Raw genomic sequence first — 23667 nt, 5'->3', positions numbered from 1 at the left:
CCAGCTTCAGGCAGAATCTCGGTGCGTCAAATCGGGATATCCGTTAGCAAAATGTTAACTTCGCAGGACCACGCTCCAATATATTGGACCGCCTGGGTGTGGTGACCAATCAACCTTCCGGCCCGAAGCCCCTCGGGTTAAGAGCAAAATCGAATAGAAGGTGGCTGGGATGCCTGTCTCTCTCGTTCTTTTCGTCGTAACCTCGCTGCCGCTGGTGGTCTTTCTGGCCGCCAGCCTTTCCTCGATGATGTAGGTTTCCGAATGAGGCTTTCGCTCTCCGTCGCAGCGCTTCTCCTTCTCTTACCCCAGATCGCATTGAGCGAAGAAGCACCGCAGGAGACGGCCCCGATCATCGGGCATGTCGTGACGGGCAAGCAGCTCGACGAATGGTGCGAGGAAGATCGCACGCTTGCCTCGGTCTACATTCAAGGCATTCTCGACGAAGCCCAGCGGACGAAGAACCTGACGATCCGCGCCACCAAGCAGACGCCGAAGAACTCGTCGCGCTACGAGCGCTATCTTCAGCAGTTCGTCGGCGCCTTCTGTCTGCCACCCGATCTCAGCAATGCGAAAGCCACGGCAATCGCCTGCAAGTGGATGGCGGAACATTCATGGCAGCTCGAGCGGCCCGCCAGCTCGCTGATCGCCCGCTCCTACAAGTTCGCTTTTCCATGTCTTGAGGAATAGCCGTATCTCGCGCTGCCCGACGATCGCTCGAAACCTGTTCGAGAGCAGTCCAGGCGGCGCAAACGGAGATCGAAGGAACCGCGCCTGAGCTAATTCCCGGTGCTGGCAAACGCCGCTTCTCATCCCCGTTGACAATTACTAAGTCACACTTATAATTAGGATGCTGAATTTGATTGACCTCTAGTCCAGCAAAAGGCGGTCCAGTTTTTTCCCTAGACTGGACCGCTTCTGCTTTTTAAGGGCGCCAAACTCCCCAATCCTCTTTCAATGTATGATTTCGCGAACCTCGGCCGGCACGAGATGACGGCGAACGTCCGGATCGTCATGAAAAGCTGAGATTCCGGTCGATGGATCACGCTGCTTTGGCTCCACCGTCGCATATTAAGGCGGCAGGCAGGAGGTTTCGCTCATCCCAATCGTCGTCGTAACCGCTACTGTCTGACGGTGCCCAAATCTTCGAAGGCCATTTTGAATTAGCTCGGTCTACATTCGACGATCGGTGTTTGCCACCTTCTTGGAGAACAATTGGAAAACGTTCATTCGGAATGAAAAAAGGACGGAATTCAGAATGAACCCTCTTGCGGTTTTCTTTGGATCATTCTAAATCCGCGCCACCACAACGCAAATTGCTTTCGGATGGCCTCGTGGCGGAGTGGTTACGCAGAGGACTGCAAATCCTTGCACCCCGGTTCGATTCCGGGCGAGGCCTCCATCCCTTTTTCCTGTATCTCAAGTCATAGATCTTACGGCGAATTTCCGTTCGTTCGTATTGCGTGGGCGAGCTTTCCGACATCAAGAGCAGGTTCAAGCGGAAAGCCCACCTTGTATGGCACCCCAGATGAGATGGGGCCGGACGATTCCGTCGGCTCAGGAAACGAAGGCGCCGCGGCTTTAAGAACCCGCTCCGACTTGGTTCGCAATCCTGACTAAAGAGCCAGGCATATTTCACCTCGCCGCTCGCGACTGGAAGAACGCGCCGCCGGACTATCCGGAGGCGGCGCGGCCGCCGCCCATTCAGGTAGGTTATAGAAACCTAAGGTAGCTGCTAGAATCCATACTACCGGTTTGGATGCCACCCCCGAACCGGACAGTGCCGCGTCCGACGAGACTACGCCCCCAGTAGTGTCGTCGGACGCACCACTGCGATCGTTGCCAAAGCGCCATCGGGAAGCGACGAAATTCCCGGACGATTTCCGTCCGTTTCTCCCGTTTCTCTGGATGACGACAGAAGACCCCTCGCCTGAAGGATGGCGAGTCGCGCGCCCTGTCCGATTCTTCTCCGAGGGAATCATTTTCACAACGCCGCCCAGATCCTCAAAATTGTGAGCCGGCGCAGATATCGGCCAATATTGATCGCCCGAGCCTGTGGACAGGGATGATTATCCGCCATCTGATCTATGGCTTATGCCCGCCTCGATCCCCTCACCCCCTAAGGCAGCGTAGCTTCAGCGCTTTTCCCTATTCGCATGGCGGAAACCGGATGGACGCCAAACCAGGCACACTTGGATCTTTCCGGCTGGCGAATTGCGTCATTTTTGCAACAACGTCCGTTTTCAAGTAGTGCGCATATAGTTCGACCCTCTTAGTATCTTGCCAAATCAGTGAAGCAGGTTCAGGAAATAGTTCGCGGGGCTTACTACTTCGCACCTACTGATAGGGAACATGAACGGGATGGGGTTGGGCACGTCGACTTTCGGCGCGATATCTCATGCCCAATCAAGAAAGATTGGAGTTATTATGAACATCAAGAGCCTTCTTCTCGGCTCCGCTGCTGCACTGGCAGCAGTATCTGGTGCTCACGCGGCTGACGCTATCGTTGCAGCTGAGCCGGAGCCGCTGGAATACGTCCGCATCTGTGATGCTTACGGCGCAGGCTACTTCTTCATCCCGGGTACCGAAACCTGCCTCAAGATCGGTGGTAAGGTTCGTACTGAAGGTGAGTGGTACAACGCTTACAACCGTGACAGCAAGCAGGGCACGCTGTGGCACACCCGTGCCGAGCTGAACGTCGACACCGCGACCGACACCGAATACGGTCCGCTGAAGACCGAAACCATCGTTCGCTGGGACTGGAACGACGGCGGCTCCACCTCCACCAACCTGCTGTGGTCCTACATCAGCCTCGGCGGCTTCACGGTCGGTAAGAAGGACTCCCAGTACAACCTGTACATCGGTTACGCCGGCGACGTCATCAACGACGACGTGATCTATGACGGCCCGTACGAACTCAACCAGTTGACCTATGAATACGACGGCGGCAACGGCTTCTCGGCTGTGATCTCGCTCGAAGATTCCAACTCCGGTTCGGATTCGTCCACCTACGACGGCGCATGGCATCAGGCTGAGGGTGACCACTACGCTCCGAACGTTGTTGCCGGTGCCGGCTTCAAGTCTGGCGCATGGGGCTTCAAGGTCGTCGGCGGTTATGACTCGATCGTCGAAGAAGGCGCCATCAAGGCTCGTGTAGACGCTGACTTCGGCGGCTTCTCGGCCTTCTTGATGGGCGGCTGGAACACCGACGGCAAGAAGCTGAACCAGTATGCCGGTTCGAACCAGGACATCTCCGCTTGCACGGCGCCGGACGGCACTGTGAACGGCGCGAAGTGCGGCTGGGGTGACTGGGCTGTTTGGGGTGGCGTTGGCGTTCCGGTCAACGACAAGCTGAAGTGGAACCTCCAGCTCGCCTACACCGACTCGAAGATCTTCGAAGCAACGACGAACCTGAAGTTCAACCCGGTTAAGAACCTCCTGGTCGAGCCGGAATTGACCTACGTTCACTACGACTACGCCCACGACGACACCGTTTCGGGCATCCTGCGCTTCGAACGCAACTTCTAACCTGATCTGACTTGACCTCCGATCAGAGAAGGAAGGGGTCCGGCTTTCCCTGCCGGCCCCCTTTTTTTGTCGGTAATTCCTGAAGACACAGGTCCGTCCCACGATCAGCGCGCGTATCGCAAGGCTTCCCGTCAACCAGAAAGGGGAACCTTGTCGGTGCGGTAGCGTTTATTGATGAAAAGGGACGTGCCTGAACATAGGAGTTACCGCCTTGAAACATCTCGCTTCAATTGCTTTGACCGCTGCGCTGGCCGTGGGATCCGTACTATCGGCCTCCCTGCCCGCCGCGTCCGCCTCATTCGGCAACAACCCGTCCCCTTCATCAGCATCGAACATCATCCTGGTGCAGGAGCACGGAACCCGCGGATTTCCGGGCGATGGCCGGAGAACCGACTGGCGCGATCGCCACCACGACCGCCGCCATTGGCATGAGCGGGGGTGGGAAGGCCGCCGCTGGGACAATGGCTGGCGAGACGGCCGCCGCTATCATCATCGGCCCCATCATGGCGTGATATTCGAAATTCGACCCTGATATCGTGCCTGGAACGGCCGATGCGCAACGGGATTCCCGGACGCGTCGATCGCCATCCAAGCAGCGCGTAGCCCAACGCAAATGGCGGGCTGGGCGCAAGCGGGCTCAAGCCTCCGCAAACGACATGGCCGCTGCCGAGAATCTCGGCAGCGGCCAGTTTAGTTCAAAGCGGTCACGTTTTCTCTGAAATCGCCGAACCGCTCTATCTGCCTGCTTTACGCAATTCCGGACGGAAAGCTGCTACGCACTTCCCGGAACCGCTACAAGGGAAACCGGCGCATTTCCCTGCTCCAGCCGATCAACGGCAGACGCGTACCTTGCGTACGACCCAGTGGCCATGCTCTCTGTGCTTTACCGTCTTCATATGGCAGTTGCGGTGATGATGGTGATTGCCATGATGGCGATGATGCATCGGAGCGGCCTCGGAAGGCGCGCTGACGGCAAGGAGCGATGCCAGAGCGACTGCGGAAGCAAGAAACAGGTTTTTCATGTCGAACCTCTAAAGCATTGGGGAACTATGCTGCGCGGATCACGCATCTATGTTCATGCGCCGCTTCGCATTAACGACGCATGAACATGTTCTCACATTTGCGAGAGCAACCATGCCTTGAACTAGTTTCTTGAGAAGATCATATTCGGACGCGTAAAAGCTGTCGTGAACGGGCCTTCCGGAATCCCCGGCGTATCCTGTCGGCGCAATCTCCTTAGCCCGCTACCTTTCGGCAGCAGCAAGGGACGAAGTGCAGTGCAAGATGTTGTTATTGCAACGCAAAAATCCTGGACGACAGTGCGCGGCCCGTTTTCAGCCGATTGACGAATGAAGGGGCAGCAGGCGCCGGATGCGTGCATCGCGAAGATAAAGGCCACCCCACGCCATTACCCCGAGCAATAAACTGATAAGTTGTGGCGGCGACCCAATTTCACCGAGGCGAAAATGCGTGCAGATCGCGCCTCCCAGAAAACCGGTTATCAGGATAGCGCCCAGCATGGCGGTACGCGGAATAGCGTAGAGAACCGCGCAGGCGAGCGTAATCAGCCCCAGCAATGATGCGTGGCCGGCCGGAAATCCGGTGGCCTCCATTTCGGCGGTGAGCGTCGCCGGCGAAAACAGACTGACCGCGGCATCGGCGACCAGCACAAGGACTACGATCAATGTCAGCACCCATCCCACACGAGACAACAGGCGCGATTCCACATTCTCAGGCATCACATATCCCCCATATGCCGAAATCCGCCCCAATCGCCGCCCTCGGCCGAGCCAGCGGCTATCCTGCCATGCCGGTGGAAGACTGGTCAATGAAGACGCCCCATGCGTCCGGATCAAGATCGAAAACGAAGCCCGGGAAAATCTGCGCCGCGAAACGCGTGCAATAAAACTGCAAAATTGTGCTGCTAAAGCTGTCCGCTCATTCAGCCGGGAAACAAGCTGTATGCCGGCAATTCCACATCAGACGCAGTCACATCGTCGGATGTGAACTTCAGCCTTAAATCTTGCGAAGAAGAGTGGCTCCCCGGGCCGGATTCGAACCGGCGACCTGTCGATTAACAGTCGAATGCTCTACCGCTGAGCTACCAGGGAATGCGCTTGGCGCGGTGTGAGCGGGGTAATACAAATGCTTTCCCGATTTGCCAAGCGGTTTTTTCAAAAAAATCCATTTCTCTTGCATTATTTCTTCGCTTCACCATTTCCTGTGGATGACCGATCAAAGCGACACGACAGCGAATGCCGATCGAAATGGCCGGAAAACAAGGCGTTTCGGCATTGATCCCTCGACCCGCGAGCTTGTTTTCGGCTCTGTGAGAATTCCCCTGCCAAGATCGCGGCTTGCCCGTATGGGTGTGGGAATCGGCCTCATCTTTGGCGGCCTGCTCGGTTTTCTGCCGGTGCTTGGCTTCTGGATGCTGCCGCTGGGCTTCATCGTGCTCTCGCACGACATGCCGATCGTTCGCCGCTGGCGACGGCGCCTGGCCGTCTGGTGGACGAGGAAGCGCCGTCCGGCGAACTAGCCGCTCTTTATTTCAAGCCGACAGGGCGGGCGGGATTGCCGACGACGGTCGCTCCGGCCGCAACGTCCCTGGTGACAACCGAGCCCGCGCCGATGATAGCGCCATCGCCTATCGTCACGCCGCCGACCAGAATTGCTCCGCCGCCGATCCACACGCTTTTGCCGATCGTGACCGGCCGGGCGATCTCCATGCCCGCTCCCCGCAGCTCCGGATCCTTGTGGTGCTCGGCACAATAGATATGGACGCCCGGCCCCAGCATGCTGCCGTCACCAATGCGGACGCTGGCGCTGTCGAGAATGACGCAGCCTGTATTCATATAGACCCGGCGGCCAAGCGAAATGTTGATGCCATAGGAGCAATGAAACGGCGCTTCCAGGAAAACGCTCTCTCCCAACTCGGCAAAGAGCGCGGACAGAGCGGGAGCAATATTGCCGCGCTGCGAAGGCGCCATGCTGTTATGCAGATGCACGGCCTCGCGCGCCTGCCAGCGCAAGGCATCGAGTTCCGGGTCGAAGCAGCAGTACCACTCTCCCGCCGCCATCTTCTGCCGCTCGCTGAGACCCATCTTCCCATTCCTCCAATACCTTCGGGATTCGCTGACGGCGATCTTGCAACACCATTCAAGGCGCCAGCAAGGAAGCAATCCCGAGTTCCCCGGCAGCCGACAAGCTATGCGCGAGCAACCACGCCTCGCACGCATTGATTAGCACAATCTCAAATGCACGATCCTGCGAAGAACGATCGTTCGCGAACCGGCGGCTCAAGTGAAAAAGCCCGCCGATACAGGATTCTTGGCCTCAACAAACTGTCACACAGCTTGTCTATAACCCGCGCTACCGCGGACTTGCGCAAGACCACCGGTTCCGAGCTTTCAAAAGGAAATAGGATTATGTCGAAACTTAAAAATTTCATTTCTGCCGCCGCCGCTGGCGTCATGAGCGCTGCGCTGGCGATGCCGGCTGCCGCAGCTCCGGTCAAGTTCGATTTCTGGTTCGGCCTCTCGGGCGATCTGGAGCGCGTCGTTCAGACGATGTGCCAAAACTTCAATGATTCCCAGAAGGACTATCAGGTCGTCTGCACCAGCCAGGGCAACTACGACGCCGCCCTGCAGAACACGATTGCCGCCTTCCGTGCCGGCAAGCAGCCGACGATCGTTCAGGTCTATGACGTCGGCACCGCAACGATGATGCTTTCCGGCGCTTATTATCCGGTCAGCAAGCTGATGGCGGAAAATAACTATAAGGTGAACTGGAACGACTATTTCCCGGGTATCGCCCGCTATTACGCCACCTCGAAGGGCGAGCTGCTCTCCTTCCCGTTCAACTCCTCCACCGCCCTGCTCTACTGGAACAAGGATTCCTTCGCCAAGATCGGCAAGACCGCCGCTCCGAAGACCTGGGAAGAAGCTGCCGAAGACATGAAGGCCCTGAAGGGCGCCGGCTATGATTGCCCGATGGCGATCAACATCTCCGGCAACGAAAGCTGGCAGCTGATGGAGCAGTTCTCCGCGATCCACGATCAGCCGGTCGCGACCAAGAACAACGGCTATGATGGCCTCAGCGCCCGCCTGACGGTCAACAAGACCAAGTTCGTCAAGTACGTCACCGACCTCAAGAGCTGGTACGACCAGGGCTTCGTCAAGATCAAGTCCAAGGACCTCGGTCAGGACATGGTTCAGGCCTTCGCTTCCGGCGATTGCCAGATGATCCTGACCTCGGTCGGCGACCACGGCACGGTCACCAAGACGCAGAAGGCCGGCATGAACTGGGATGTTGCCGAACTTCCGGTCTACGCCGGCACCGAGCGCAAGAACTCGCTCGTCGGTGGCGCATCGCTCTGGGTTCTCTCCGGCAAGTCGACCGATGAATATAAGGGCGCCGCTGCGTTCCTGAACTTCATCGCCAAGCCCGAAACCGCCCTCTTCTGGTCGACCAACACCGGCTACATCCCGGTCACCAAGTCGGGCTTCGACTTCATGAAGTCCTCCGGTTTCTATGACAAGGCTCCCTTCAAGGGCCGTGAAGTCGCCATCGCCAGCCTGACCGCTTCCGAGCCGACCCCGATCACCCGCGGCGTCCGCCTCGGCAACTTCACGCAGATCCGCGCTGAATTCGGCAACCAGATGCAGGCCATCTTCGCCAACAAGGTCAGCGTCCAGGAAGGCCTCGACAACCTCGTCAAGAACGGCGACGCCGTCCTCGATCGCTTCGAAGCCACCTACAAGGGCAAGCAGCTGCCGTAAGCCTCGCAGCTGATGAACATAGCAGCGTCCGCCGGGGTTTCCCGGCGGACGTTCGTTATAAGAGCAAGCGTGGCATCGGGATCCCAAGCCGGAAGAGACAATGGAAAAGCGTATAACTTTCAGCAAATGGAGCGTCGGCATCCTGTTCGCAGTGCCGCAATTGCTCCTTATCTTCACCTTTTTCTATTGGCCGGCCGGTCAGGCGATCTTCTGGTCGCTGACGTTGCAGCAGCCCTGGGGCGGCGGCAACATCTGGGTGGGGCTCGATAACTTCAAATCCATCCTTGCCAATGCCGATTACTGGAACTCGGTCACGATCAGCATCATTTTCGCGGCGATCAGCACCGGTATCTCCCTTGTGGCCGCGCTGATCCTTGCGGCGCTGACCGATCGGCAGCTGCGCGGTTCGAAATTCTACAGCGTGGTGCTGATCTGGCCTTACGGCATCGCCGCGCCCGCCTCGGCAATGGCCTTCCGCTTCATCCTGGCGCCCGAAGCCGGCTTCATGTCCATCGTCAATCATTATTGGCCAGGATTCTGGGACCCGGGCCTCGACGGCACCGCCGCCATGGCCTCGATCATCGCCGCCTTCTCCTGGAAATATATCGGCTACAGCTTCATCTTCTTTCTGGCAGCCTTCCAGGCCATCCCACGCTCGCAGATCGAGGCGGCGGCCATGGACGGTTCCGGCGTGCTTCGGCGCTTCTGGGACATCCAGTTCCCGCTGATCACGCCGACGATCTTCTTCCTGCTGGTCATCAACATCACCGAGAGCTTCCAGGATTCCTACGGCATCGTCGATATCATGACGTCAGGTGGGCCGCACAACTCGACCAACCTCATGGTCTACAAGATCGTCTTCGACGGCTTCAAGGGCCTCGACTATTCCGGTGCGGCGGCACAGAGCATCATCCTGATGCTGCTGATCATCGTGCTTACCGTCTTCCAGTTCCGCTTCATCGAGAAGCGCGTGCATTACCGTTGAGGCTGACATGGTCGAGCGCACACCCATCCTTAATTTCTTCACGCATCTGATCCTGTTCCTGGGCTTCCTGGTGGCCGTCGGGCCGCTGGCCATCGTTGCCATCGCCGCCTCGCACAATCTGGCCGACGTCAACAAAGTGCCGATGTCGCTGATCCCGGGATCGGATTTCTGGGTCAACATGAAGACGGCCTGGACCACTGCCGACCTCGGCCCCAAACTCGTCAACAGCCTGATCTTTGCGGGAGGCGTCGCGGCGGGCAAGGTAATCATTTCGGCGCTCACCGCCTTTTCGCTCGTCTACTTCCGCTATCCCGGCCGCCACTTCATCTTCTGGCTGATCTTCATAACGCTGATGCTGCCGCTCGAAGTGCGTATCGTGCCGACCTACGCGGTCGCCGCGAACGTCCTGTCCCCTTACCAGGGCCTTCTCGACATCACCGGCATCACCTGGCTCATCCAGAAGGTCACAGGCATCGAAGTATCGCTGAGCCTCGGGCTGCTCAATTCTTATCCCGGCCTGATCCTGCCGCTGATCGCCACGGCCACCGGCACCTTCCTCTATCGTCAGTTCTTCCTGACGATACCGGACGAACTGACCGAAGCCGCACGCATGGACGGCGCCGGAGCGCTACGCTTCTTCATCGACATTTTGATACCGCTGTCGCGCACCAATATGGCCGCGCTCGGCACCATCATGTTCCTCTGGGCCTGGAACCAATATCTGTGGCCGCTGCTCGTCACCACCGATCCGTCACACGCAACCGCAGTAACCGAGCTCAAGCAGCTCATCCCGAACGTGGGCGGGCTTCCTGAATGGCACATCGCCATGGCAGGCACGCTGATCGTCATGCTGCCCCCGCTTGCCGTGGTCGTGCTGATGCAGCGCTGGTTCGTTCGCGGCCTGATCGCAACGGAAAAGTGATCCCGCTACCTGCCGCGCCGCATCCGCGCGCGCGGCAGGCCTCTTTGCGATCGAGCATCGATCTGCATTCCACCGGACCATCCGCATGATGGCCGGCCCCTCTCCCGGCAACCGGTCGAAACCGGTGGCGGCATCGCACGGTTTCCATCCGGTGCCTCGCAATACCTGCCCCATACATCGCCGTAGATAAACGACTGCCATGCGAATGGCCTTCTTCCATCGAATGACCGCTTGGCAGCGGGCAGCCTTTTGCGCCAGCGAGGCGGTCGATCCACGCAGGATAAAAAAAACCCGGAAGTCGGGAAAACTTCCGGGTACACCTACTGAAAAGTTATGTTTGAAATCAGCTTGCCAGCACCTTGAGCGGCGTGACGGAGGCGACGGCATCGAGCCGCAGCCCGGTATCCTGGGCGAAGAGATGCGTGTGCTGCTGCGGCAGCTCCAGCGCAACGGACTGGCCGGTCTGGCCGGTCGTGTGATCGGCAACCGCAACGGCGAAGCTCGAGCCGTTGATATCGCAATGGATGACGCGACCCGCGCCAAGCTCTTCGACGAAATCGACCGTTGCCGGGATCGCGCCCGGCGTACCTGCCGCGACCAGACGCGCATGCTCCGGGCGGATGCCGAGAGCAACCGGCTGGCCGGCATGGCGCTTGCCGATATTCGCATCGATGGAGATCGGGATGCCGTCGAAGATGAATTGTTCGCCGTTGGCCGAGAAGGTCCCTTCCAGGAAATTCATGGCCGGCGAGCCGATGAAGGAACCGACGAAACGGGTGCGCGGCGTGTTGTAGACCTCGAGCGGCGTACCGACCTGCTCGACATTGCCCTTGTACATCACGACCAGCTTGTCGGCGAGCGTCATGGCCTCGACCTGATCGTGCGTCACGAAGACAGATGTTGCCGACAGGCGCTTGTGCAGGCGGCGGATCTCGACGCGCATCTGCACGCGCAGCTTGGCATCGAGGTTGGACAGCGGCTCGTCGAAGAGGAAGACCTTCGGCTCGCGGATGATGGCGCGGCCCATGGCAACGCGCTGACGTTGGCCGCCGGAAAGCTCGGCCGGCTTGCGGGCGAGAAAATCTTCGAGGCCGACGATCCTGGCAGTTTCCTTGATGCGGCGATCACGCTCGGCGCGCGGCACGCCGGCCACCTTCAGGGCGTAACCCATGTTGGCGGCGACATCCATGTGCGGATAGAGCGCATAGTTCTGGAAGACCATGGCGCAGCCGCGCTCGCGCGGCTCGAGCTGGTTGACCACCTTGCCGTCGATGACGATCTCTCCGGAGGAAATATCTTCCAGGCCGGCGATCATGCGCAGCAGCGTGGACTTGCCGCAGCCGGACGGTCCGAGAATGACGACGAACTCGCCTGATCGGAAATTCAGGTCGACGCCATGGACCACCTGATTGCGTCCATAGGCCTTGCGAACTTGTTCGATCCGGATTTCCGCCATGTTAATCTTCCCCGCCTGTCAATTCTGGGCATGTCAATCGGGTGGACTGCTAGCGAATTTGCATTACAGAACAGTGACAAGGGCCCTTATATCACAAGATGCATCCCGATTTCCTCACGAGAGTTGCGTGCGGAATTCCTCGATGAAACGCGCGGTGGTGGAACCATTTCTCCATCGGGGCCGTATATTGGTTCCGGCGGCGGCAAAACCCATGAAGTTTTAGAAGGCGGACGATCGGCCAGGACCATGACGACATCGAAGAAAGAGCCGAATCCCATCCTGCTGTGGTTCCGCAAGGATCTCCGTCTCGACGACAATCACGCTTTGCATGCCGCCGCGACATCGGGCCGCCCGGTCATTCCGGTCTATATTCGCGAGCCGGAGGCAAGTGGGTGCGGGCCGCTGGGTGCGGCGCAGGCTTGGTGGCTGCATCATTCGTTGGCCGCCTTGCAGGAAGCCCTCGATGCGCTCGCCAGCAAGCTCATCCTTCGGCAGGGCGATGCGCAGACGGTACTCGAAAAGCTTCTTGCGGAGACCGACGCCGAGGCCGTCGTCTGGAACCGGCGCTATGATCCGGCCGGCATCGCCGTGGATACTCGGGTCAAGAAGGCGCTGCGGGACAAAGGCATCGAGGCCAACAGCTTTGCCGGTCAGCTGCTGCATGAGCCGACGCGCCTGCGCACGGGCACCGGCAATCACTACAAGACCTATACGCCCTTCTGGCGCGCGCTCGAGCACTCCGGCGAGCCGCCGTTTCCGATCGAGGCGCCGGAAAAACTGCTCGCCCCAAGACATTGGCCACAGTCGGATTCTCTCGATTCCTGGTCGCTGCCGCCGACAAGGCCGAACTGGGCATCGGCCTTCGCGGAGATGTGGGTGCCGGGCGAAGCCGCAGCGCACGAGAAGCTGGAGGATTTCATCGACGATGCGATCGACGGATATGCGGTCGGCCGCGACTTTCCGGACAAGCCGGCAACCTCCCTGCTCTCGCCCCATCTGGCGCTCGGCGAAATTTCGCCGGCCCGCATATGGCATGCGACACGCGGGCTGGCCGGCAAGATTCCCGCGGACAATATCGTTCGCTTCCGCAAGGAGCTTGCCTGGCGGGAATTCTGCTATCACCAGCTCTTCCACTTCCCGAAACTCGGCTCCGCCAACTGGAACGATCGCTACGACGATTTTCCCTGGCATGCGGATGCCAGGCTCTTCGACAGCTGGCGGCGGGGGCAAACGGGATATCCGATCGTCGATGCCGGCATGCGGCAGCTGTGGCGGCACGGCTGGATGCATAATCGCGTCCGCATGATTACCGCCTCCTTCCTCATCAAGGATCTGTTGATCGACTGGCGCGAGGGCGAGGCATGGTTTCGCGATACGCTTGTCGATGCCGATCCGGCTGCCAACGCCGCAAACTGGCAGTGGGTCGCGGGATCCGGCGCCGACGCCTCCCCCTTTTTCCGCATCTTCAATCCGGTGCTGCAGGGTGAGAAATTCGATCCGGATGGCGGCTATGTCCGTGCATTCGTGCCGGAACTGGCCGAACTCGACAGCAAGTATATCCATCGGCCCTTCGAAGCGCCCGACGATGTGCTGAGGCGCGCCCGCATAGAACTGGGCAAGCATTATCCCCGCCCCATCGTCGATCACGCCGTGGCGCGGCAGCGCGCGCTCGCTGCGCATGCTTCGCTGAAAGGTGACGAATGAGCGCTACTCGGCCGGGTGCGGGGTAACGCGCGGGCCGACCGACCGGCGTTTGTGCCCACCTCCAAGAAAATATCCAAGCACCTTGAAATAGAGGCTGTAGGGCAGAAACTTCAACAGCTTTGCACGGTAGACCATGCTCTTCGGGAAGCTGATGTCGAAAGCCGCTGATTTCAATCCGGCGGCGATCGCATCCGCCGCCTGCTGCGCCGACACGACGTCGGGCATCTCGAACTTGTTCTGCGCCGTCAGCGGCGTCTTCACATAGCCCGGCGTCACGAGCTGGATATGGATGCCCATGCGGTCGAGCTCGAAATTCAGGCTTTCGGCCATGTTGATAAGCGCGGCCTTGCTGGCTCCATATGCGGCACCACCCGGCAGGCCGCCATAACCCGCCACGGACGACACGAGGGCGATCTGGCCATGTCCCCTGGCGCGCATATGGCGCACCGCTGGAACGAGGCAATTGACGACACCGTGGAGATTGACGGCGAAACTGCGCTCGAACACCTCATGATTGAGATCCTCGCCGCGCGCCGGCAAATAAATGCCGGCATTCAGGACCGCCAGGGAAACGGGGCCGTGCTGATATTCGATGGCGGCAACGGTGTGCTCCATATCCTCCGCATCGGTCACATCGCCGTCGAGCACGACGATGCTGCCGGCAAGCGCGCTTGCCTCCGCCTGCAAAGCCAGAAGCTTGTCGTGGCTGCGGGCGGTAACGGCCACCTTGTACCCCTCTTCCGCCAGCTTCAGCGCGAGCGCGCGGCCAATGCCGGAACTGGCGCCGGTAATCCAGACGACTCCGTGTTCAGGGCGTGCGATGAACGGGCTCATGGCTCTTCTCCTTGGCTGGGCGGCCGCCAACATCAAACGCTCAATCGCGGCCGTCCTTGGCATTTTAGAAATAGCGTATCATTGTGGCCGCTTTCGGCCGGTTTGGAGGCTCGGCGCGGAAATCGATGTCACCGACCGGAGACCATCGCACCCCATGGAAAAGCCGGGTCGATGGATGCCGCCAAGTCGAATTTTGCCGTGCGAACAAACAGCAAGGAACAGAATTTCTTGCCTATGCAGCCTTGTGAAGGGAAAAGACCGTTCTTACAGTAGTTGCGAACAGAAGGCAGATTCCATGACCGTCCATCCGTCCGTCCTCGAAGCAATTGGCAACACGCCGTTGATCAAGCTCAAGGGTGCCTCCGAGGCGACGGGCTCGACCATTCTGGGCAAGGCCGAATTTCTGAACCCTGGCCAATCGGTCAAGGATCGTGCGGCACTCTACATCATCCGCGACGCCGAAAAGAAAGGCCTCCTGAGGCCCGGCGGCGTCATCGTGGAAGGCACGGCGGGCAACACCGGCATCGGCCTGACGCTCGTCGCCAAGGCGCTCGGCTATCGCACCGTCATCGTCATTCCGGAAACTCAGAGCCAGGAAAAGAAGGACGCGCTGAAGCTGCTCGGCGCCGAATTGGTCGAGGTTCCCGCCGTCCCCTACAAGAACCCGAACAACTACGTGAAAGTCTCGGGCCGGCTTGCCGAGCAGCTGGCAAAGACGGAGCCGAACGGCGCGATCTGGGCAAACCAGTTCGACAACGTCGCCAACCGGCAGGCGCATATCGAGACGACGGCCAAGGAAATCTGGGCCGACACGTCAGGCAAGATCGACGGCTTCATCTGCTCGGTCGGCTCCGGCGGAACGCTGGCGGGCGTCGCCATGGGCCTGCATGCCTTCAACAAGGACATCAAGATCGGCATTGCCGATCCGGAAGGCGCCGCACTCTATGAGTTCTACCAGAACGGCGAGCTGAAATCCTCCGGTTCCTCGATAACGGAAGGCATAGGCCAGGGACGCATCACGGCAAATCTGGAAGGCTTTACGCCCGACTTCTCTTACCAGATCACCGATGCCGAGGCGCTTCCCTACGTCTTCGATCTGGTCGAGCACGAGGGCCTTTGCCTGGGCGGCTCGACGGCCATCAATATCGCCGGCGCGGTTCGCCTCGCCAAGGATCTCGGTCCCGGCCATACGATCGTGACCATCCTTTGCGATTACGGCAATCGCTATCAGTCCAAGCTCTTCAATCCCGACTTCCTGAAGTCCAAGGGCCTGCCGCTGCCGTCCTATCTTGCAAAGCGGACGGATATTTCCGTTCCATACGAAACAACAGCGTGATTTCATGACCGTCAATGCCCTCTATCGTGATGATTTCTATCTCTCGACCGCGGAAGCAGTCGTAACCGCAATCCACGAAGACGGGGGCATCGAACTCGATCAGACCTGTTTCTATGCCACTTCGGGCGGCCAGCCCGGCGATACCGGCTTCCTGGAGCGCGGCGACGGCTCCAGGATCGCGCTCGGCCAGACGAAGCACGGCCCGATCAAGGACATCATCATCCATGTGCCGCTCGAGGGCCAGCCGCTGCCGATCGTCGGAGAAAAGCTGGTGCTGCACGTCGACTGGGCGCGTCGCTACAAGCTCATGCGCATGCACACCGCCTGTCACCTTCTCTCGGTGGTCTGCCCCTACCCGATCACTGGCGCGGCGGTCGGCGAGGACGAAAGCCGCGTCGATTTCGACATGAGCGAGACGATCGACAAGGACGAGGTGACGGCGAAGATGATGGCGCTCGTCAACGAGAACCATCCGATTTTCGTCCGCTGGATCACGGACGAGGAGCTGATCGCCAATCCCGGTATCGTCAAATCCAAGAACGTGCGGCCGCCGATGGGTCTCGGGCGAGTGAGCCTCGTCTGCATCGGCGAGGATTCGTCCGTCGACAGCCAGCCTTGCGGCGGCACGCATGTATCGGAGACACAGGAGGTCGGGGCGATCCACATCGCCAAGATCGAGAAGAAGGGTAAGGAAAACCGTCGCTTCCGCATTCGTTTCGGCACGCCGGCCGACGGGAATTGACCGGGCAAGCGCCTATATCCCGATATCAAGACCCATAATTCACAGCAGGGAGAGATCATCATGGCAGCGGACAAGAGCCGTTTCGTCGTATCCGCGGACTGGCTGCAAGGCGAGCTGGGCGCCAAGGACCTGCGCATTGTCGACGCATCCTTCTACCTGCCGGCCCAGAAGCGCAATGCCGACGCCGAATATGCCAGCGGCCATATTCCCGGCGCGATCCGCTTCGATCAGGACAAGATATCGGATCATTCGACCAACCTGCCGCACATGGTCCCTGCACCTGAAGTCTTTGCGGCCGAGGTCGGCAAGCTGGGCATCAGCGAGAGCGACCGCATCGTCGTTTATGACGGCCCGGGCCTGTTTGCCTCGCCGCGCGTCTGGTGGCTGTTCCACATCGTCATGGGGGCGCCGAACGTCTTCGTGCTCGACGGCGGCCTCGATGGCTGGAAAGCCGAGGGACGCCCGCTGGAGACGGCGCTGCCTACCTTCGAACCCGCGACCTTCAAACCGAGGTTCAACGGCAGCCGTGTCGTTTCGCTCGACGAGATGCGTGCGATCGTCGACTCCGGTTCCCTGCAGATCGCGGATGCGCGCAGCGCCGGGCGCTTTGCTGCCGCGGAACCGGAACCGCGCGAAGGCATGCGCTCCGGCCATATGCCGGGAGCGAGAAGCCTGCCTTCGGGCGTGTTCGCCACGAACGGCAAGTTCAAGTCGCTGCCCGAACTGCGCGAGACGATCGAAAAGGCAGGCATCGATCTCGATAAGCCTGTAGTGACGACCTGCGGATCCGGCATCACCGCCGCCATCATTACACTCGCGCTCGAATCCCTCGGTCACGGCAGCAACAGGCTCTATGACGGCTCCTGGTCGGAATGGGGCAGCCGGGCGGATACGCCGATCGTTACCGGTCAAGATTGAGCATCGTGATCGTGAAAACGCCCTCGTCCATCAAGGTCCATATCACTCGCCTGGAAATGACCGCACCGCCCAAGACAAGCTTGCCGGTGCCGGTCAATATCCAGACCGCGATCATGCGTTCACCCGATATCCCGCTGCCGTTCTATCGCTATCTCTACCGCCAGGTGGGCTCCCGCTGGCATTGGGTGGATCGCCTTCGCCTCTCCGATGAGAACTTGACGGCCACTCTTCACGATCAGCGCAACAATATCAGCGTGCTCTATGTCAACGGAGCGCCGGCCGGATTCTTCGAATATTTCCGTCAGGACGAAGAGACGATCGAGCTCAGCCATTTCGGCCTCATCGAGCATGCCCTCGGCCTCGGCATCGGCAAATGGTTCCTGCTGCAGGCGCTTTACGCGATATGGACGCTCAACCCTCAGCGGATCGTGACGACCACGAACAATCTCGATCATCCGCGGGCTCTGCAGCTCTACCAGATGTTCGGCTTCTCGCCGATTTCGACCGGTGAAGGTATCGTTAGGCCGCTGAGCGACAAGGAACTGCTCGAACTCGTCAAGAGAGGCTGAGGCGCCCCGGCCCGCACAATTGCTCCGCGCCGTGCACAGCGGCTGACCAACGAGGCAAGACCGCAGGAATCGGGTGGTTTCCCACCCCATGCCGGCGCATGACATGGCAGATCTCGAAAGGAGCTTTGCCATGCCTTCCATCGCTTTTGCCGCCATGCCCACGCCCGACGCCGAAGTTCTCTGGAGCGGCGGTGCGGATGCTTATGGTCACCAAGCGGAGACCCTGATCTCCGACGGCCCCGGCCATCCCTGCCGCCACTGCCTGCGCAATATCGATGCCGGCGAAGAGCTGTTCGTGTTTGCCTATCGGCCCTTTCCGAAGTTGCAGCCCTACGCGGAGACCGGTCCGATCTTCCTGCACAAGACGCCGTGCAAGCGTTACGAGGCGGAAGAAATCCTGCCGCCGGTGCTGGCGACCAGCCGGGATTTCATCGTGCGCGGCTATGGGAAGAACGATCGCATCGTCTATGGAACCGGCGCGGTGACGCCGACCGGCGACATCGCGGTCTATGCGGCCTCACTGCTCGAACGCCCCGATATCGCCTATGTCCATGTCCGCTCGGCACGCAACAACTGCTATCAATGCCGGATCGACAAGGTAGGAGCGCCAGCATACGCGGATGCCAGCGCCTTCATCTGAGGTGCGCGCGACAGGCTTTACGCGACGTTCAGAATGCTCTCGGGCGCGACGGCCTCGTAGCCGAGCGCTTCCGCCACCGGCTTGTTGGTCACGCGGCCCTTATGGACATTAAGGCCATTGCGGAGGTGCTTGTCTTCCGCGATGGCGCGCAGGCCACGATCGGCCAAGGCCAGGCCGTGGTAGATGGTGGCGTTGTTCAAAGCGTGCGCCGAGGTGACTGGAACCGCGCCCGGCATGTTGGCGACGCAGTAATGCACGACGCCCTCGACCACGTAGGTCGGATCGGAATGCGTCGTCGCATGGGAGGTTTCGAAACAACCGCCCTGGTCGATGGCGACGTCGACAATGACCGAGCCCTTCTTCATGCCGGACAGCATCTCATGCGTGACGAGCTTCGGCGCGGCAGCACCCGGGATCAGAACGGCACCGATCACCAGATCGGCGGAGAAGACCTCCTCTTCCAGCGCCTGAATGCTGGAATAGCGGGTGTGGACGCGGCCGTTGAAGATGTCGTCGAGCTGGCGCAGGCGCGGCAGGGAGCGGTCGAGGATGCTGACGTCGGCACCGAGGCCCGCCGCCATCTTGGCCGCATGCAGGCCGACGACGCCGCCGCCGATGATGGCGACCTTGGCCGGGAGAACACCCGGCACGCCGCCGAGAAGGATGCCCAGGCCGCCATTGGCCTTCTGCAGGGCCGTCGCACCCGCCTGGATCGACAGGCGTCCGGCGACCTCGGACATCGGCGCCAGCAGCGGCAGGCCGCCACGGTCGTCGGTGACGGTCTCGTAGGCGACCGCGGTCACGCCGGATGCGAGCAGGCCTTTGGTCTGCTCCGGATCGGGCGCGAGATGCAGATAGGTGTAGAGAAGCTGGCCTTCGCGGAGCTGCGCCCATTCGGAGGGCTGCGGCTCCTTGACCTTCACGATCATGTCGCACTTCTCGAAAATATCCTTGGCGCTGGCAGCGATCTTGGCGCCGGCGGCAATGTAGGCATGATCGTCGGCGCCGATGCCGGCACCGGCCTTCGTTTCGACCCAGACCTCGTGGCCATGGGCGACATATTCACGAACGGACGCCGGCGTCAGGCCGACGCGATATTCGTGGTTCTTGATTTCCTTGGGACAACCAACGCGCATTTCACTCCTCCTCGAATGCTTGTTCGTCTGCATTCTCTCCGGCGGAAATCAGACCACCTCCGCCCCGCAATGTCCTTGCAAAGACAATTTGCGCTGCAGTCATTTTTCGTGATTTATTGCGCGGACACGCGTTTTTTCGAAAGATCTTCGAATGTCCGACCTCGACGCCATCGATCATTCGATTCTGCGCATGCTGCAGCAGAATGCCAGGATCACCAATGCGGAGCTGGCCGAGAAAGTCGGCCTGTCCCCCTCGGCCTGCTCCCGCCGGCTCGATATCCTTGAAAAGAGCGGGGTCATCGACGGCTATCACGCGCATCTGTCGCACAAGGCGTTGAACTACAAGATGATCGCCATCGTGCACATTTCGCTATCCGGCCAGTTCGCCAAGACGCTGTCGGAGTTCGAAACGGCGGTGAAACGCTGTCCGAACGTGCTCGGCTGCTATCTCATGTCGGGCGAATACGACTACATACTCCGCGTCGCCGCGCGGGATCTCGAGGACTACGAGCGCATCCATCGCGATTGGCTCTCGGCCCTGCCCCATGTCGTGAAGATCAACTCCAGCTTTGCGCTTCGCGAAATCATCGACCGGCCGAATGTCGGCTTGTGAGGATTTTCAGCGCAGGTCCAAAAGCAACGGGCGATGATCCGACACTTCGGGCGCGGCGACGGGATCGAAGCGGACGACTTCGACATTCGGCGTCACCAGCATGTAGTCGGCGAAACGGGGCTGCTTTCGGTAGTGAGACGTGCGCGTGTCGTCATGCCCCCCTAAAGTGACAAGATCGATAAGCTCCAGGCTGGCGAGGATTTCGAACGTCTCGCTGCCGGGCAGCACGTTGAAATCGCCGCAGACGACCAGCCGGTCGCCGTCCTGCTTCACCTGGCGGATAAGTTCTACAAGCGCATTCGCCTGATGGCGGCGCGCAGGCGTGTCGCCCTTGCCTTCCAGGTCACGCAGGCCATGCATGTGGGCGATGGTGACGGGATAACCGTGCCGATAATCGAACAGGCGGATGCAATGGGCGTTGCGCGAGCGCGGATGCGGCCCGTAGCCATCGGCGGAGAATTCACCATGAACGAAACCGGCAGCCTGGCCGATGACCGGACAGGTTCTGCGCACGAAGGTCGCCAGTCCGAATTCCGAGTCGAACCGCCGGTCGCCGTCGAAGAGGTCGCCCCGTGCGACGGGAAGAAAGAAGGCATCGTAAGCCGGCAAAGCAGCCTTCAGTTCCTCGAAAAGACTGGCGCGCTGCGGAAGCTCGACACCATGATCGCGGTAGACCAGCCATCCGGCATCGGCATCATGCGTGCGAACCACCTCCTGCAGGCACAGAACATCCGCATCGACATCGGCGAGATAGGGGATCAAAGGCTCATGCAGCCGGCCGCCCCATGCATTCAAGGAAACGATACGCAAATTCTGCACCCTTCAATAGTCACAGAGCCAAGCCACACGTCGCTCGCCGGGACGCACGACACCCGTAAAAACCGGCGATCCTCCGATTGCGTATACCGATCATGGTGTCGATTCGAGACGCCAGACTACAATTTTAGCGATCATGCTAAGCATCTCTCAATGCACATCTGCTATCCAAAAACGGAAAGAGATGCGCAAGCTGGGATATCACCATGCAACACTTTTCGAAATCTGTGTTCCAAGGCAATCTGAAAATCAAGTCGCGAGGCTCCTCCCGCCATCACACCCGGCTGATGGGACAGGTCCGATATTTCACCAAGCTCGTCACGGGTCGCGTGGTCGATATCTCCACGAACGGTATTGCTCTCGATCTTCAGGCGCCGCTCTATGCCGCGGCGGGAAGCAAGGTTCGCATCGAATGCGACGATATCGGCTTGCTGGACGGGTTCGTGCGCTGGGCCCATAACGGCCGCATCGGCATCGAGTTCGATCGATCCTCCAACGCCTCGGCAAAGGTCGCGTCCTATTTCCGCTTTTTCCACAAGGACATAAAGCCGGTTCTCAAACGTTGATCGAATGCCGGCGCATGTCGGCTCGATCCACAATAAGCTTGTCACATAACTGGTGCACACCTTCAAAAATCGTCCTAATCTCCCGCCCGCAAGAGATTGATGAACGACAGCCCCATCGTTGAAGGAGTGTTCCATGTCTTCCATTCTGGATTTGCCCAGCATGTCGCGCCGTTCCCTGCTGCAAGGCCTGAGCGCCACGGCGGCGCTCATCGTGCTGCATCCTTTCGCCGCTCGCGCAGCCGGCAACCAGGCGCATCTGCGGCTGATGGAAACGACCGACATTCACGTCAACGTCTTCCCCTATGACTACTATGCCGACAAGCCGAACGACACGATGGGCCTGACGCGCACCGCGACGATCATCGACAACATCCGCGCCGAAGCCACCAACTCGCTGCTGATAGACAATGGCGACGTGCTGCAGGGCAATCCGATGGGCGATTACATGGCCTATCAGCACGGCATGAAGGACGGCGACGTCCATCCGGTCATCAAGGCAATGAACACGCTCGGCTATTCCGTGGGAACGCTCGGCAACCACGAGTTCAACTATGGCCTCGATTTCATGTTCAAGGTCTTGGCCGGCGCGAACTTCCCGTTCGTCTGCGCCAACCTGACCAAGGGCCAGCTCGCCTCCGACCCGACGAAGGACGACCTGTTCTTCAAGCCCTATCTGATCCAGGAAAAGAAGATCAAGGACGGCGCCGGCAATGAAAGCCCGATCAAGATCGGTTTCATCGGCTTCGTGCCGCCGCAGATCATGCTCTGGGACATCAAGAACCTCGAAGGCAAGGCGCAGACGCGCGATATCGTCGAAGCCGCCAAGGCCTGGGTTCCAGTCATGAAGGCCGAAGGCGCCGACATCATCATCGCTCTCTCGCATTCCGGCATCGACGGCAGCGGCCCGAGCGACAAGATGGAAAACGCCTCGCTCTATGTCGCCGCGGTCGATGGCATTGATGCCGTCTTCACCGGCCACCAGCATCTCGTCTTCCCCGGCCCGAAGACCTGGGACGGCATCAAGGACGCCGATCCGGTCAAGGGCACGCTGCATGGCAAGCCCGCCGTCATGGCCGGCTTCTGGGGCTCGCACCTCGGCCTGATCGACCTGTTGCTCGAAAAGGACGGCAACAGCTGGAAGATCGTCGACTTCACCTCAGAGGCGAGGCCGATCTATCATCGCGACGACAAGAAGAAGGTCATCGCCGATGTCGCCGACAAGAAGGAAGTGGTGGAAGCGGCCAAGGTCGAGCATGAGGCGACACTCGCCTATGTCCGCACACCCGTCGGCAAGACCTCCGCGCCGCTCTACTCCTATTTCGCGCTCGTCGCCGACGATCCGTCGGTGCAGATCGTCAGCCAGGCGCAGATCTGGTACATCAAGGACATGCTGAAGGAGACGCAGTACAAGGATCTGCCGGTTCTCTCGGCTGCGGCGCCCTTCAAGTGCGGCGGCCGCAACGGCGCCGACTACTATACGGACGTCCCTGCCGGCAACATTGCCATCAAGAACGTCGCCGACCTCTATCTCTATCCGAACACCGTACAGGCGGTCGTCATCAACGGCGCGCAGGTCAAGAACTGGCTGGAAATGTCGGCTGCGATGTTCAACCAGGTGCAGCCCGGCGCCAAGGATGCGGATCTCATCAACAACGCCTTCCCGTCCTACAATTTCGACGTCATCGATGGCGTCACCTACCAGATCGACGTGTCGCAGCCGCGCCGTTTCGGCGATGACGGCAAGGTTCTGAATGCCGATGCAAACCGCATCCAGAACCTGCAATTCGATGGCAAGCCGATCGATCCCGCGCAGAAGTTCCTGGTCGTCAGCAACAACTATCGCGCCGGCGGCGGCGGCAACTTCCCGGAAATCGGAGCCGACAAGGTCGTCTACCAGGCGCCCGACACCAACCGGGACGTCATCGTGCGCTATGTCCACGATCAGGGCACGATCAATCCGACCGCCGACGGCAACTGGACCTTCAAGCCGCTGCCGGACACGACCGCAAAGTTCCAAAGCTCTCCGAAAGCCAAGGATTTCCTCGATCAGGTCAAGAGCGTGAAGATCGAAGATGCCGGCGAAGGCACGGACGGCTTCCGCAACTACCGGCTCGTCCTGTAGTC

The 23667-nt window shown here is 59.9% G+C and carries 23 protein-coding genes and 2 tRNA genes; 17 read left to right on the top strand and 8 right to left on the bottom strand.

Going from position 1 to position 23667, the window contains the following annotated elements; translation table 11 throughout:
* Window positions 1-261: 261 nt before the first annotated feature.
* The 4 genes from ACQZ6J_RS27775 to ACQZ6J_RS27760 all read left to right on the top strand — a co-directional run bounded on the left by ACQZ6J_RS27775 (window position 262) and on the right by ACQZ6J_RS27760 (window position 4057).
* On the top strand, window positions 262-687 hold the full coding sequence (locus tag ACQZ6J_RS27775; RefSeq protein WP_163985956.1) for a Rap1a/Tai family immunity protein: 426 nt from the start codon (window positions 262-264) through the stop codon (window positions 685-687).
* A 638-nt stretch (window positions 688-1325) separates the two neighbouring features.
* Window positions 1326-1399 (top strand) — tRNA-Cys (locus tag ACQZ6J_RS27770).
* A 1025-nt stretch (window positions 1400-2424) separates the two neighbouring features.
* The gene (locus ACQZ6J_RS27765) at window positions 2425-3525 is read left to right on the top strand and encodes a porin (protein WP_163985958.1); all 1101 of its coding nucleotides are present in this window, start codon (window positions 2425-2427) and stop codon (window positions 3523-3525) included.
* 211 nt (window positions 3526-3736) lie between these two features.
* Window positions 3737-4057, top strand: coding sequence for a hypothetical protein (locus ACQZ6J_RS27760; RefSeq protein WP_163985960.1), 321 nt, complete (start codon window positions 3737-3739; stop codon window positions 4055-4057).
* Window positions 4058-4355: 298 nt separating this feature from the next.
* Here ACQZ6J_RS27760 and ACQZ6J_RS27755 read toward each other — a convergent pair whose 3' ends face one another.
* The 3 genes from ACQZ6J_RS27755 to ACQZ6J_RS27745 form a co-directional block, all read right to left on the bottom strand.
* Window positions 4356-4547 carry a hypothetical protein gene (locus ACQZ6J_RS27755; protein ID WP_163985961.1) on the bottom strand — a complete coding sequence of 64 codons (192 nt, stop codon included), beginning with the start codon at window positions 4545-4547 and terminating at the stop codon, window positions 4356-4358.
* A gap of 312 nt (window positions 4548-4859) precedes the next feature.
* Window positions 4860-5264 carry a DoxX family protein gene (locus ACQZ6J_RS27750; protein ID WP_449086464.1) on the bottom strand — a complete coding sequence of 135 codons (405 nt, stop codon included), beginning with the start codon at window positions 5262-5264 and terminating at the stop codon, window positions 4860-4862.
* Window positions 5265-5561: 297 nt separating this feature from the next.
* Window positions 5562-5636: transfer RNA gene (locus ACQZ6J_RS27745), tRNA-Asn, on the bottom strand.
* A 116-nt stretch (window positions 5637-5752) separates the two neighbouring features.
* Here ACQZ6J_RS27745 and ACQZ6J_RS27740 point away from each other — a divergent pair.
* Window positions 5753-6064, top strand: coding sequence for a hypothetical protein (locus tag ACQZ6J_RS27740; protein ID WP_449086463.1), 312 nt, complete (start codon window positions 5753-5755; stop codon window positions 6062-6064).
* A 7-nt stretch (window positions 6065-6071) separates the two neighbouring features.
* Here the strand turns inward: ACQZ6J_RS27740 and ACQZ6J_RS27735 are convergent, their stop codons facing one another.
* Window positions 6072-6629 carry a sugar O-acetyltransferase gene (locus tag ACQZ6J_RS27735; protein WP_449086462.1) on the bottom strand — a complete coding sequence of 186 codons (558 nt, stop codon included), beginning with the start codon at window positions 6627-6629 and terminating at the stop codon, window positions 6072-6074.
* A 324-nt stretch (window positions 6630-6953) separates the two neighbouring features.
* On the opposite strand from ACQZ6J_RS27735, the gene ACQZ6J_RS27730 reads away from it, so the two are divergent.
* The 3 genes from ACQZ6J_RS27730 to ACQZ6J_RS27720 all read left to right on the top strand — a co-directional run bounded on the left by ACQZ6J_RS27730 (window position 6954) and on the right by ACQZ6J_RS27720 (window position 10213).
* Entirely contained in the window at window positions 6954-8306 is a 1353-nt protein-coding gene (locus ACQZ6J_RS27730; RefSeq protein ID WP_163985968.1) for an extracellular solute-binding protein, read from the top strand.
* Window positions 8307-8406: 100 nt separating this feature from the next.
* A complete protein-coding gene (locus tag ACQZ6J_RS27725; RefSeq protein ID WP_163985970.1) occupies window positions 8407-9291 on the top strand; it encodes an ABC transporter permease subunit in 885 nt (294 codons plus the stop codon).
* 7 nt (window positions 9292-9298) lie between these two features.
* Window positions 9299-10213: an ABC transporter permease subunit gene (locus tag ACQZ6J_RS27720; RefSeq protein ID WP_163985971.1), complete on the top strand. Its 915-nt coding sequence runs from the start codon at window positions 9299-9301 to the stop codon at window positions 10211-10213.
* A gap of 343 nt (window positions 10214-10556) precedes the next feature.
* Here ACQZ6J_RS27720 and ACQZ6J_RS27715 read toward each other — a convergent pair whose 3' ends face one another.
* The gene (locus ACQZ6J_RS27715; protein WP_163985973.1) at window positions 10557-11669 is read right to left on the bottom strand and encodes a sn-glycerol-3-phosphate import ATP-binding protein UgpC; all 1113 of its coding nucleotides are present in this window, start codon (window positions 11667-11669) and stop codon (window positions 10557-10559) included.
* A gap of 246 nt (window positions 11670-11915) precedes the next feature.
* On the opposite strand from ACQZ6J_RS27715, the gene ACQZ6J_RS27710 reads away from it, so the two are divergent.
* Window positions 11916-13373, top strand: a complete 1458-nt coding sequence (locus ACQZ6J_RS27710; protein WP_449086461.1) for a cryptochrome/photolyase family protein — start codon at window positions 11916-11918, stop codon at window positions 13371-13373.
* 3 nt (window positions 13374-13376) lie between these two features.
* On the opposite strand, the gene ACQZ6J_RS27705 is transcribed toward ACQZ6J_RS27710, so the two are convergent.
* Entirely contained in the window at window positions 13377-14207 is an 831-nt protein-coding gene (locus tag ACQZ6J_RS27705; protein ID WP_449086460.1) for an SDR family NAD(P)-dependent oxidoreductase, read from the bottom strand.
* Between the two features lie 295 nt (window positions 14208-14502).
* Here ACQZ6J_RS27705 and ACQZ6J_RS27700 point away from each other — a divergent pair, with 295 nt between their 5' ends.
* The 5 genes from ACQZ6J_RS27700 (at window position 14503) to ACQZ6J_RS27680 (ending at window position 18412) form a co-directional block, all read left to right on the top strand.
* On the top strand, window positions 14503-15543 hold the full coding sequence (locus tag ACQZ6J_RS27700) for a cysteine synthase A (RefSeq protein ID WP_163985978.1): 1041 nt from the start codon (window positions 14503-14505) through the stop codon (window positions 15541-15543).
* Window positions 15544-15547: 4 nt separating this feature from the next.
* A complete protein-coding gene (locus tag ACQZ6J_RS27695; protein ID WP_449086459.1) occupies window positions 15548-16285 on the top strand; it encodes an alanyl-tRNA editing protein in 738 nt (245 codons plus the stop codon).
* A gap of 60 nt (window positions 16286-16345) precedes the next feature.
* Window positions 16346-17203: a 3-mercaptopyruvate sulfurtransferase gene (gene sseA / locus ACQZ6J_RS27690; RefSeq protein WP_449086458.1), complete on the top strand. Its 858-nt coding sequence runs from the start codon at window positions 16346-16348 to the stop codon at window positions 17201-17203.
* 8 nt (window positions 17204-17211) lie between these two features.
* Window positions 17212-17772 (top strand): GNAT family N-acetyltransferase, encoded by a 561-nt coding sequence (locus ACQZ6J_RS27685; protein ID WP_163986323.1) that lies wholly within the window; start codon window positions 17212-17214, stop codon window positions 17770-17772.
* A gap of 130 nt (window positions 17773-17902) precedes the next feature.
* The gene (locus ACQZ6J_RS27680) at window positions 17903-18412 is read left to right on the top strand and encodes a DUF1203 domain-containing protein (protein ID WP_449086457.1); all 510 of its coding nucleotides are present in this window, start codon (window positions 17903-17905) and stop codon (window positions 18410-18412) included.
* A gap of 17 nt (window positions 18413-18429) precedes the next feature.
* Here the strand turns inward: ACQZ6J_RS27680 and ald are convergent, their stop codons facing one another.
* Entirely contained in the window at window positions 18430-19548 is a 1119-nt protein-coding gene (ald, locus tag ACQZ6J_RS27675) for an alanine dehydrogenase (protein ID WP_449086456.1), read from the bottom strand.
* 151 nt (window positions 19549-19699) lie between these two features.
* Between ald and ACQZ6J_RS27670 the strand changes: the two genes are divergently transcribed.
* Window positions 19700-20161 carry an Lrp/AsnC family transcriptional regulator gene (locus tag ACQZ6J_RS27670; protein WP_163985986.1) on the top strand — a complete coding sequence of 154 codons (462 nt, stop codon included), beginning with the start codon at window positions 19700-19702 and terminating at the stop codon, window positions 20159-20161.
* Window positions 20162-20167: 6 nt separating this feature from the next.
* Here ACQZ6J_RS27670 and ACQZ6J_RS27665 read toward each other — a convergent pair whose 3' ends face one another.
* The gene (locus ACQZ6J_RS27665) at window positions 20168-20971 is read right to left on the bottom strand and encodes an endonuclease/exonuclease/phosphatase family protein (protein ID WP_449086455.1); all 804 of its coding nucleotides are present in this window, start codon (window positions 20969-20971) and stop codon (window positions 20168-20170) included.
* A 212-nt stretch (window positions 20972-21183) separates the two neighbouring features.
* Here ACQZ6J_RS27665 and ACQZ6J_RS27660 point away from each other — a divergent pair, with 212 nt between their 5' ends.
* Entirely contained in the window at window positions 21184-21543 is a 360-nt protein-coding gene (locus ACQZ6J_RS27660) for a PilZ domain-containing protein (protein WP_449086454.1), read from the top strand.
* A 133-nt stretch (window positions 21544-21676) separates the two neighbouring features.
* Window positions 21677-23665 carry a bifunctional 2',3'-cyclic-nucleotide 2'-phosphodiesterase/3'-nucleotidase gene (locus ACQZ6J_RS27655; RefSeq protein WP_163985991.1) on the top strand — a complete coding sequence of 663 codons (1989 nt, stop codon included), beginning with the start codon at window positions 21677-21679 and terminating at the stop codon, window positions 23663-23665.
* Window positions 23666-23667: the final 2 nt, after the last annotated feature.

This window comes from Rhizobium sp. A37_96 (assembly GCF_053521765.1).
This window is presented reverse-complemented; position numbering and strand designations above follow the sequence as displayed.

What these genes read in the sequence shown, in the direction of transcription:
- ACQZ6J_RS27775 (WP_163985956.1), top strand. Translation starts at nt 262, where the DNA reads ATGAGGCTTTCGCTCTCCGTCGCAGCGCTTCTCCTTCTCTTACCCCAG.
- ACQZ6J_RS27765 (WP_163985958.1), top strand. Translation starts at nt 2,425, where the DNA reads ATGAACATCAAGAGCCTTCTTCTCGGCTCCGCTGCTGCACTGGCAGCA.
- ACQZ6J_RS27755 (WP_163985961.1), bottom strand. Translation starts at nt 4,547, where the DNA reads ATGAAAAACCTGTTTCTTGCTTCCGCAGTCGCTCTGGCATCGCTCCTT.
- ACQZ6J_RS27750 (WP_449086464.1), bottom strand. Translation starts at nt 5,264, where the DNA reads ATGCCTGAGAATGTGGAATCGCGCCTGTTGTCTCGTGTGGGATGGGTG.
- ACQZ6J_RS27740 (WP_449086463.1), top strand. Translation starts at nt 5,753, where the DNA reads ATGACCGATCAAAGCGACACGACAGCGAATGCCGATCGAAATGGCCGG.
- ACQZ6J_RS27735 (WP_449086462.1), bottom strand. Translation starts at nt 6,629, where the DNA reads ATGGGTCTCAGCGAGCGGCAGAAGATGGCGGCGGGAGAGTGGTACTGC.
- ACQZ6J_RS27730 (WP_163985968.1), top strand. Translation starts at nt 6,954, where the DNA reads ATGTCGAAACTTAAAAATTTCATTTCTGCCGCCGCCGCTGGCGTCATG.
- ACQZ6J_RS27725 (WP_163985970.1), top strand. Translation starts at nt 8,407, where the DNA reads ATGGAAAAGCGTATAACTTTCAGCAAATGGAGCGTCGGCATCCTGTTC.
- ACQZ6J_RS27720 (WP_163985971.1), top strand. Translation starts at nt 9,299, where the DNA reads ATGGTCGAGCGCACACCCATCCTTAATTTCTTCACGCATCTGATCCTG.
- ACQZ6J_RS27715 (WP_163985973.1), bottom strand. Translation starts at nt 11,669, where the DNA reads ATGGCGGAAATCCGGATCGAACAAGTTCGCAAGGCCTATGGACGCAAT.
- ACQZ6J_RS27710 (WP_449086461.1), top strand. Translation starts at nt 11,916, where the DNA reads ATGACGACATCGAAGAAAGAGCCGAATCCCATCCTGCTGTGGTTCCGC.
- ACQZ6J_RS27705 (WP_449086460.1), bottom strand. Translation starts at nt 14,207, where the DNA reads ATGAGCCCGTTCATCGCACGCCCTGAACACGGAGTCGTCTGGATTACC.
- ACQZ6J_RS27700 (WP_163985978.1), top strand. Translation starts at nt 14,503, where the DNA reads ATGACCGTCCATCCGTCCGTCCTCGAAGCAATTGGCAACACGCCGTTG.
- ACQZ6J_RS27695 (WP_449086459.1), top strand. Translation starts at nt 15,548, where the DNA reads ATGACCGTCAATGCCCTCTATCGTGATGATTTCTATCTCTCGACCGCG.
- sseA (WP_449086458.1), top strand. Translation starts at nt 16,346, where the DNA reads ATGGCAGCGGACAAGAGCCGTTTCGTCGTATCCGCGGACTGGCTGCAA.
- ACQZ6J_RS27680 (WP_449086457.1), top strand. Translation starts at nt 17,903, where the DNA reads ATGCCTTCCATCGCTTTTGCCGCCATGCCCACGCCCGACGCCGAAGTT.
- ald (WP_449086456.1), bottom strand. Translation starts at nt 19,548, where the DNA reads ATGCGCGTTGGTTGTCCCAAGGAAATCAAGAACCACGAATATCGCGTC.
- ACQZ6J_RS27670 (WP_163985986.1), top strand. Translation starts at nt 19,700, where the DNA reads ATGTCCGACCTCGACGCCATCGATCATTCGATTCTGCGCATGCTGCAG.
- ACQZ6J_RS27660 (WP_449086454.1), top strand. Translation starts at nt 21,184, where the DNA reads ATGCAACACTTTTCGAAATCTGTGTTCCAAGGCAATCTGAAAATCAAG.
- ACQZ6J_RS27655 (WP_163985991.1), top strand. Translation starts at nt 21,677, where the DNA reads ATGTCTTCCATTCTGGATTTGCCCAGCATGTCGCGCCGTTCCCTGCTG.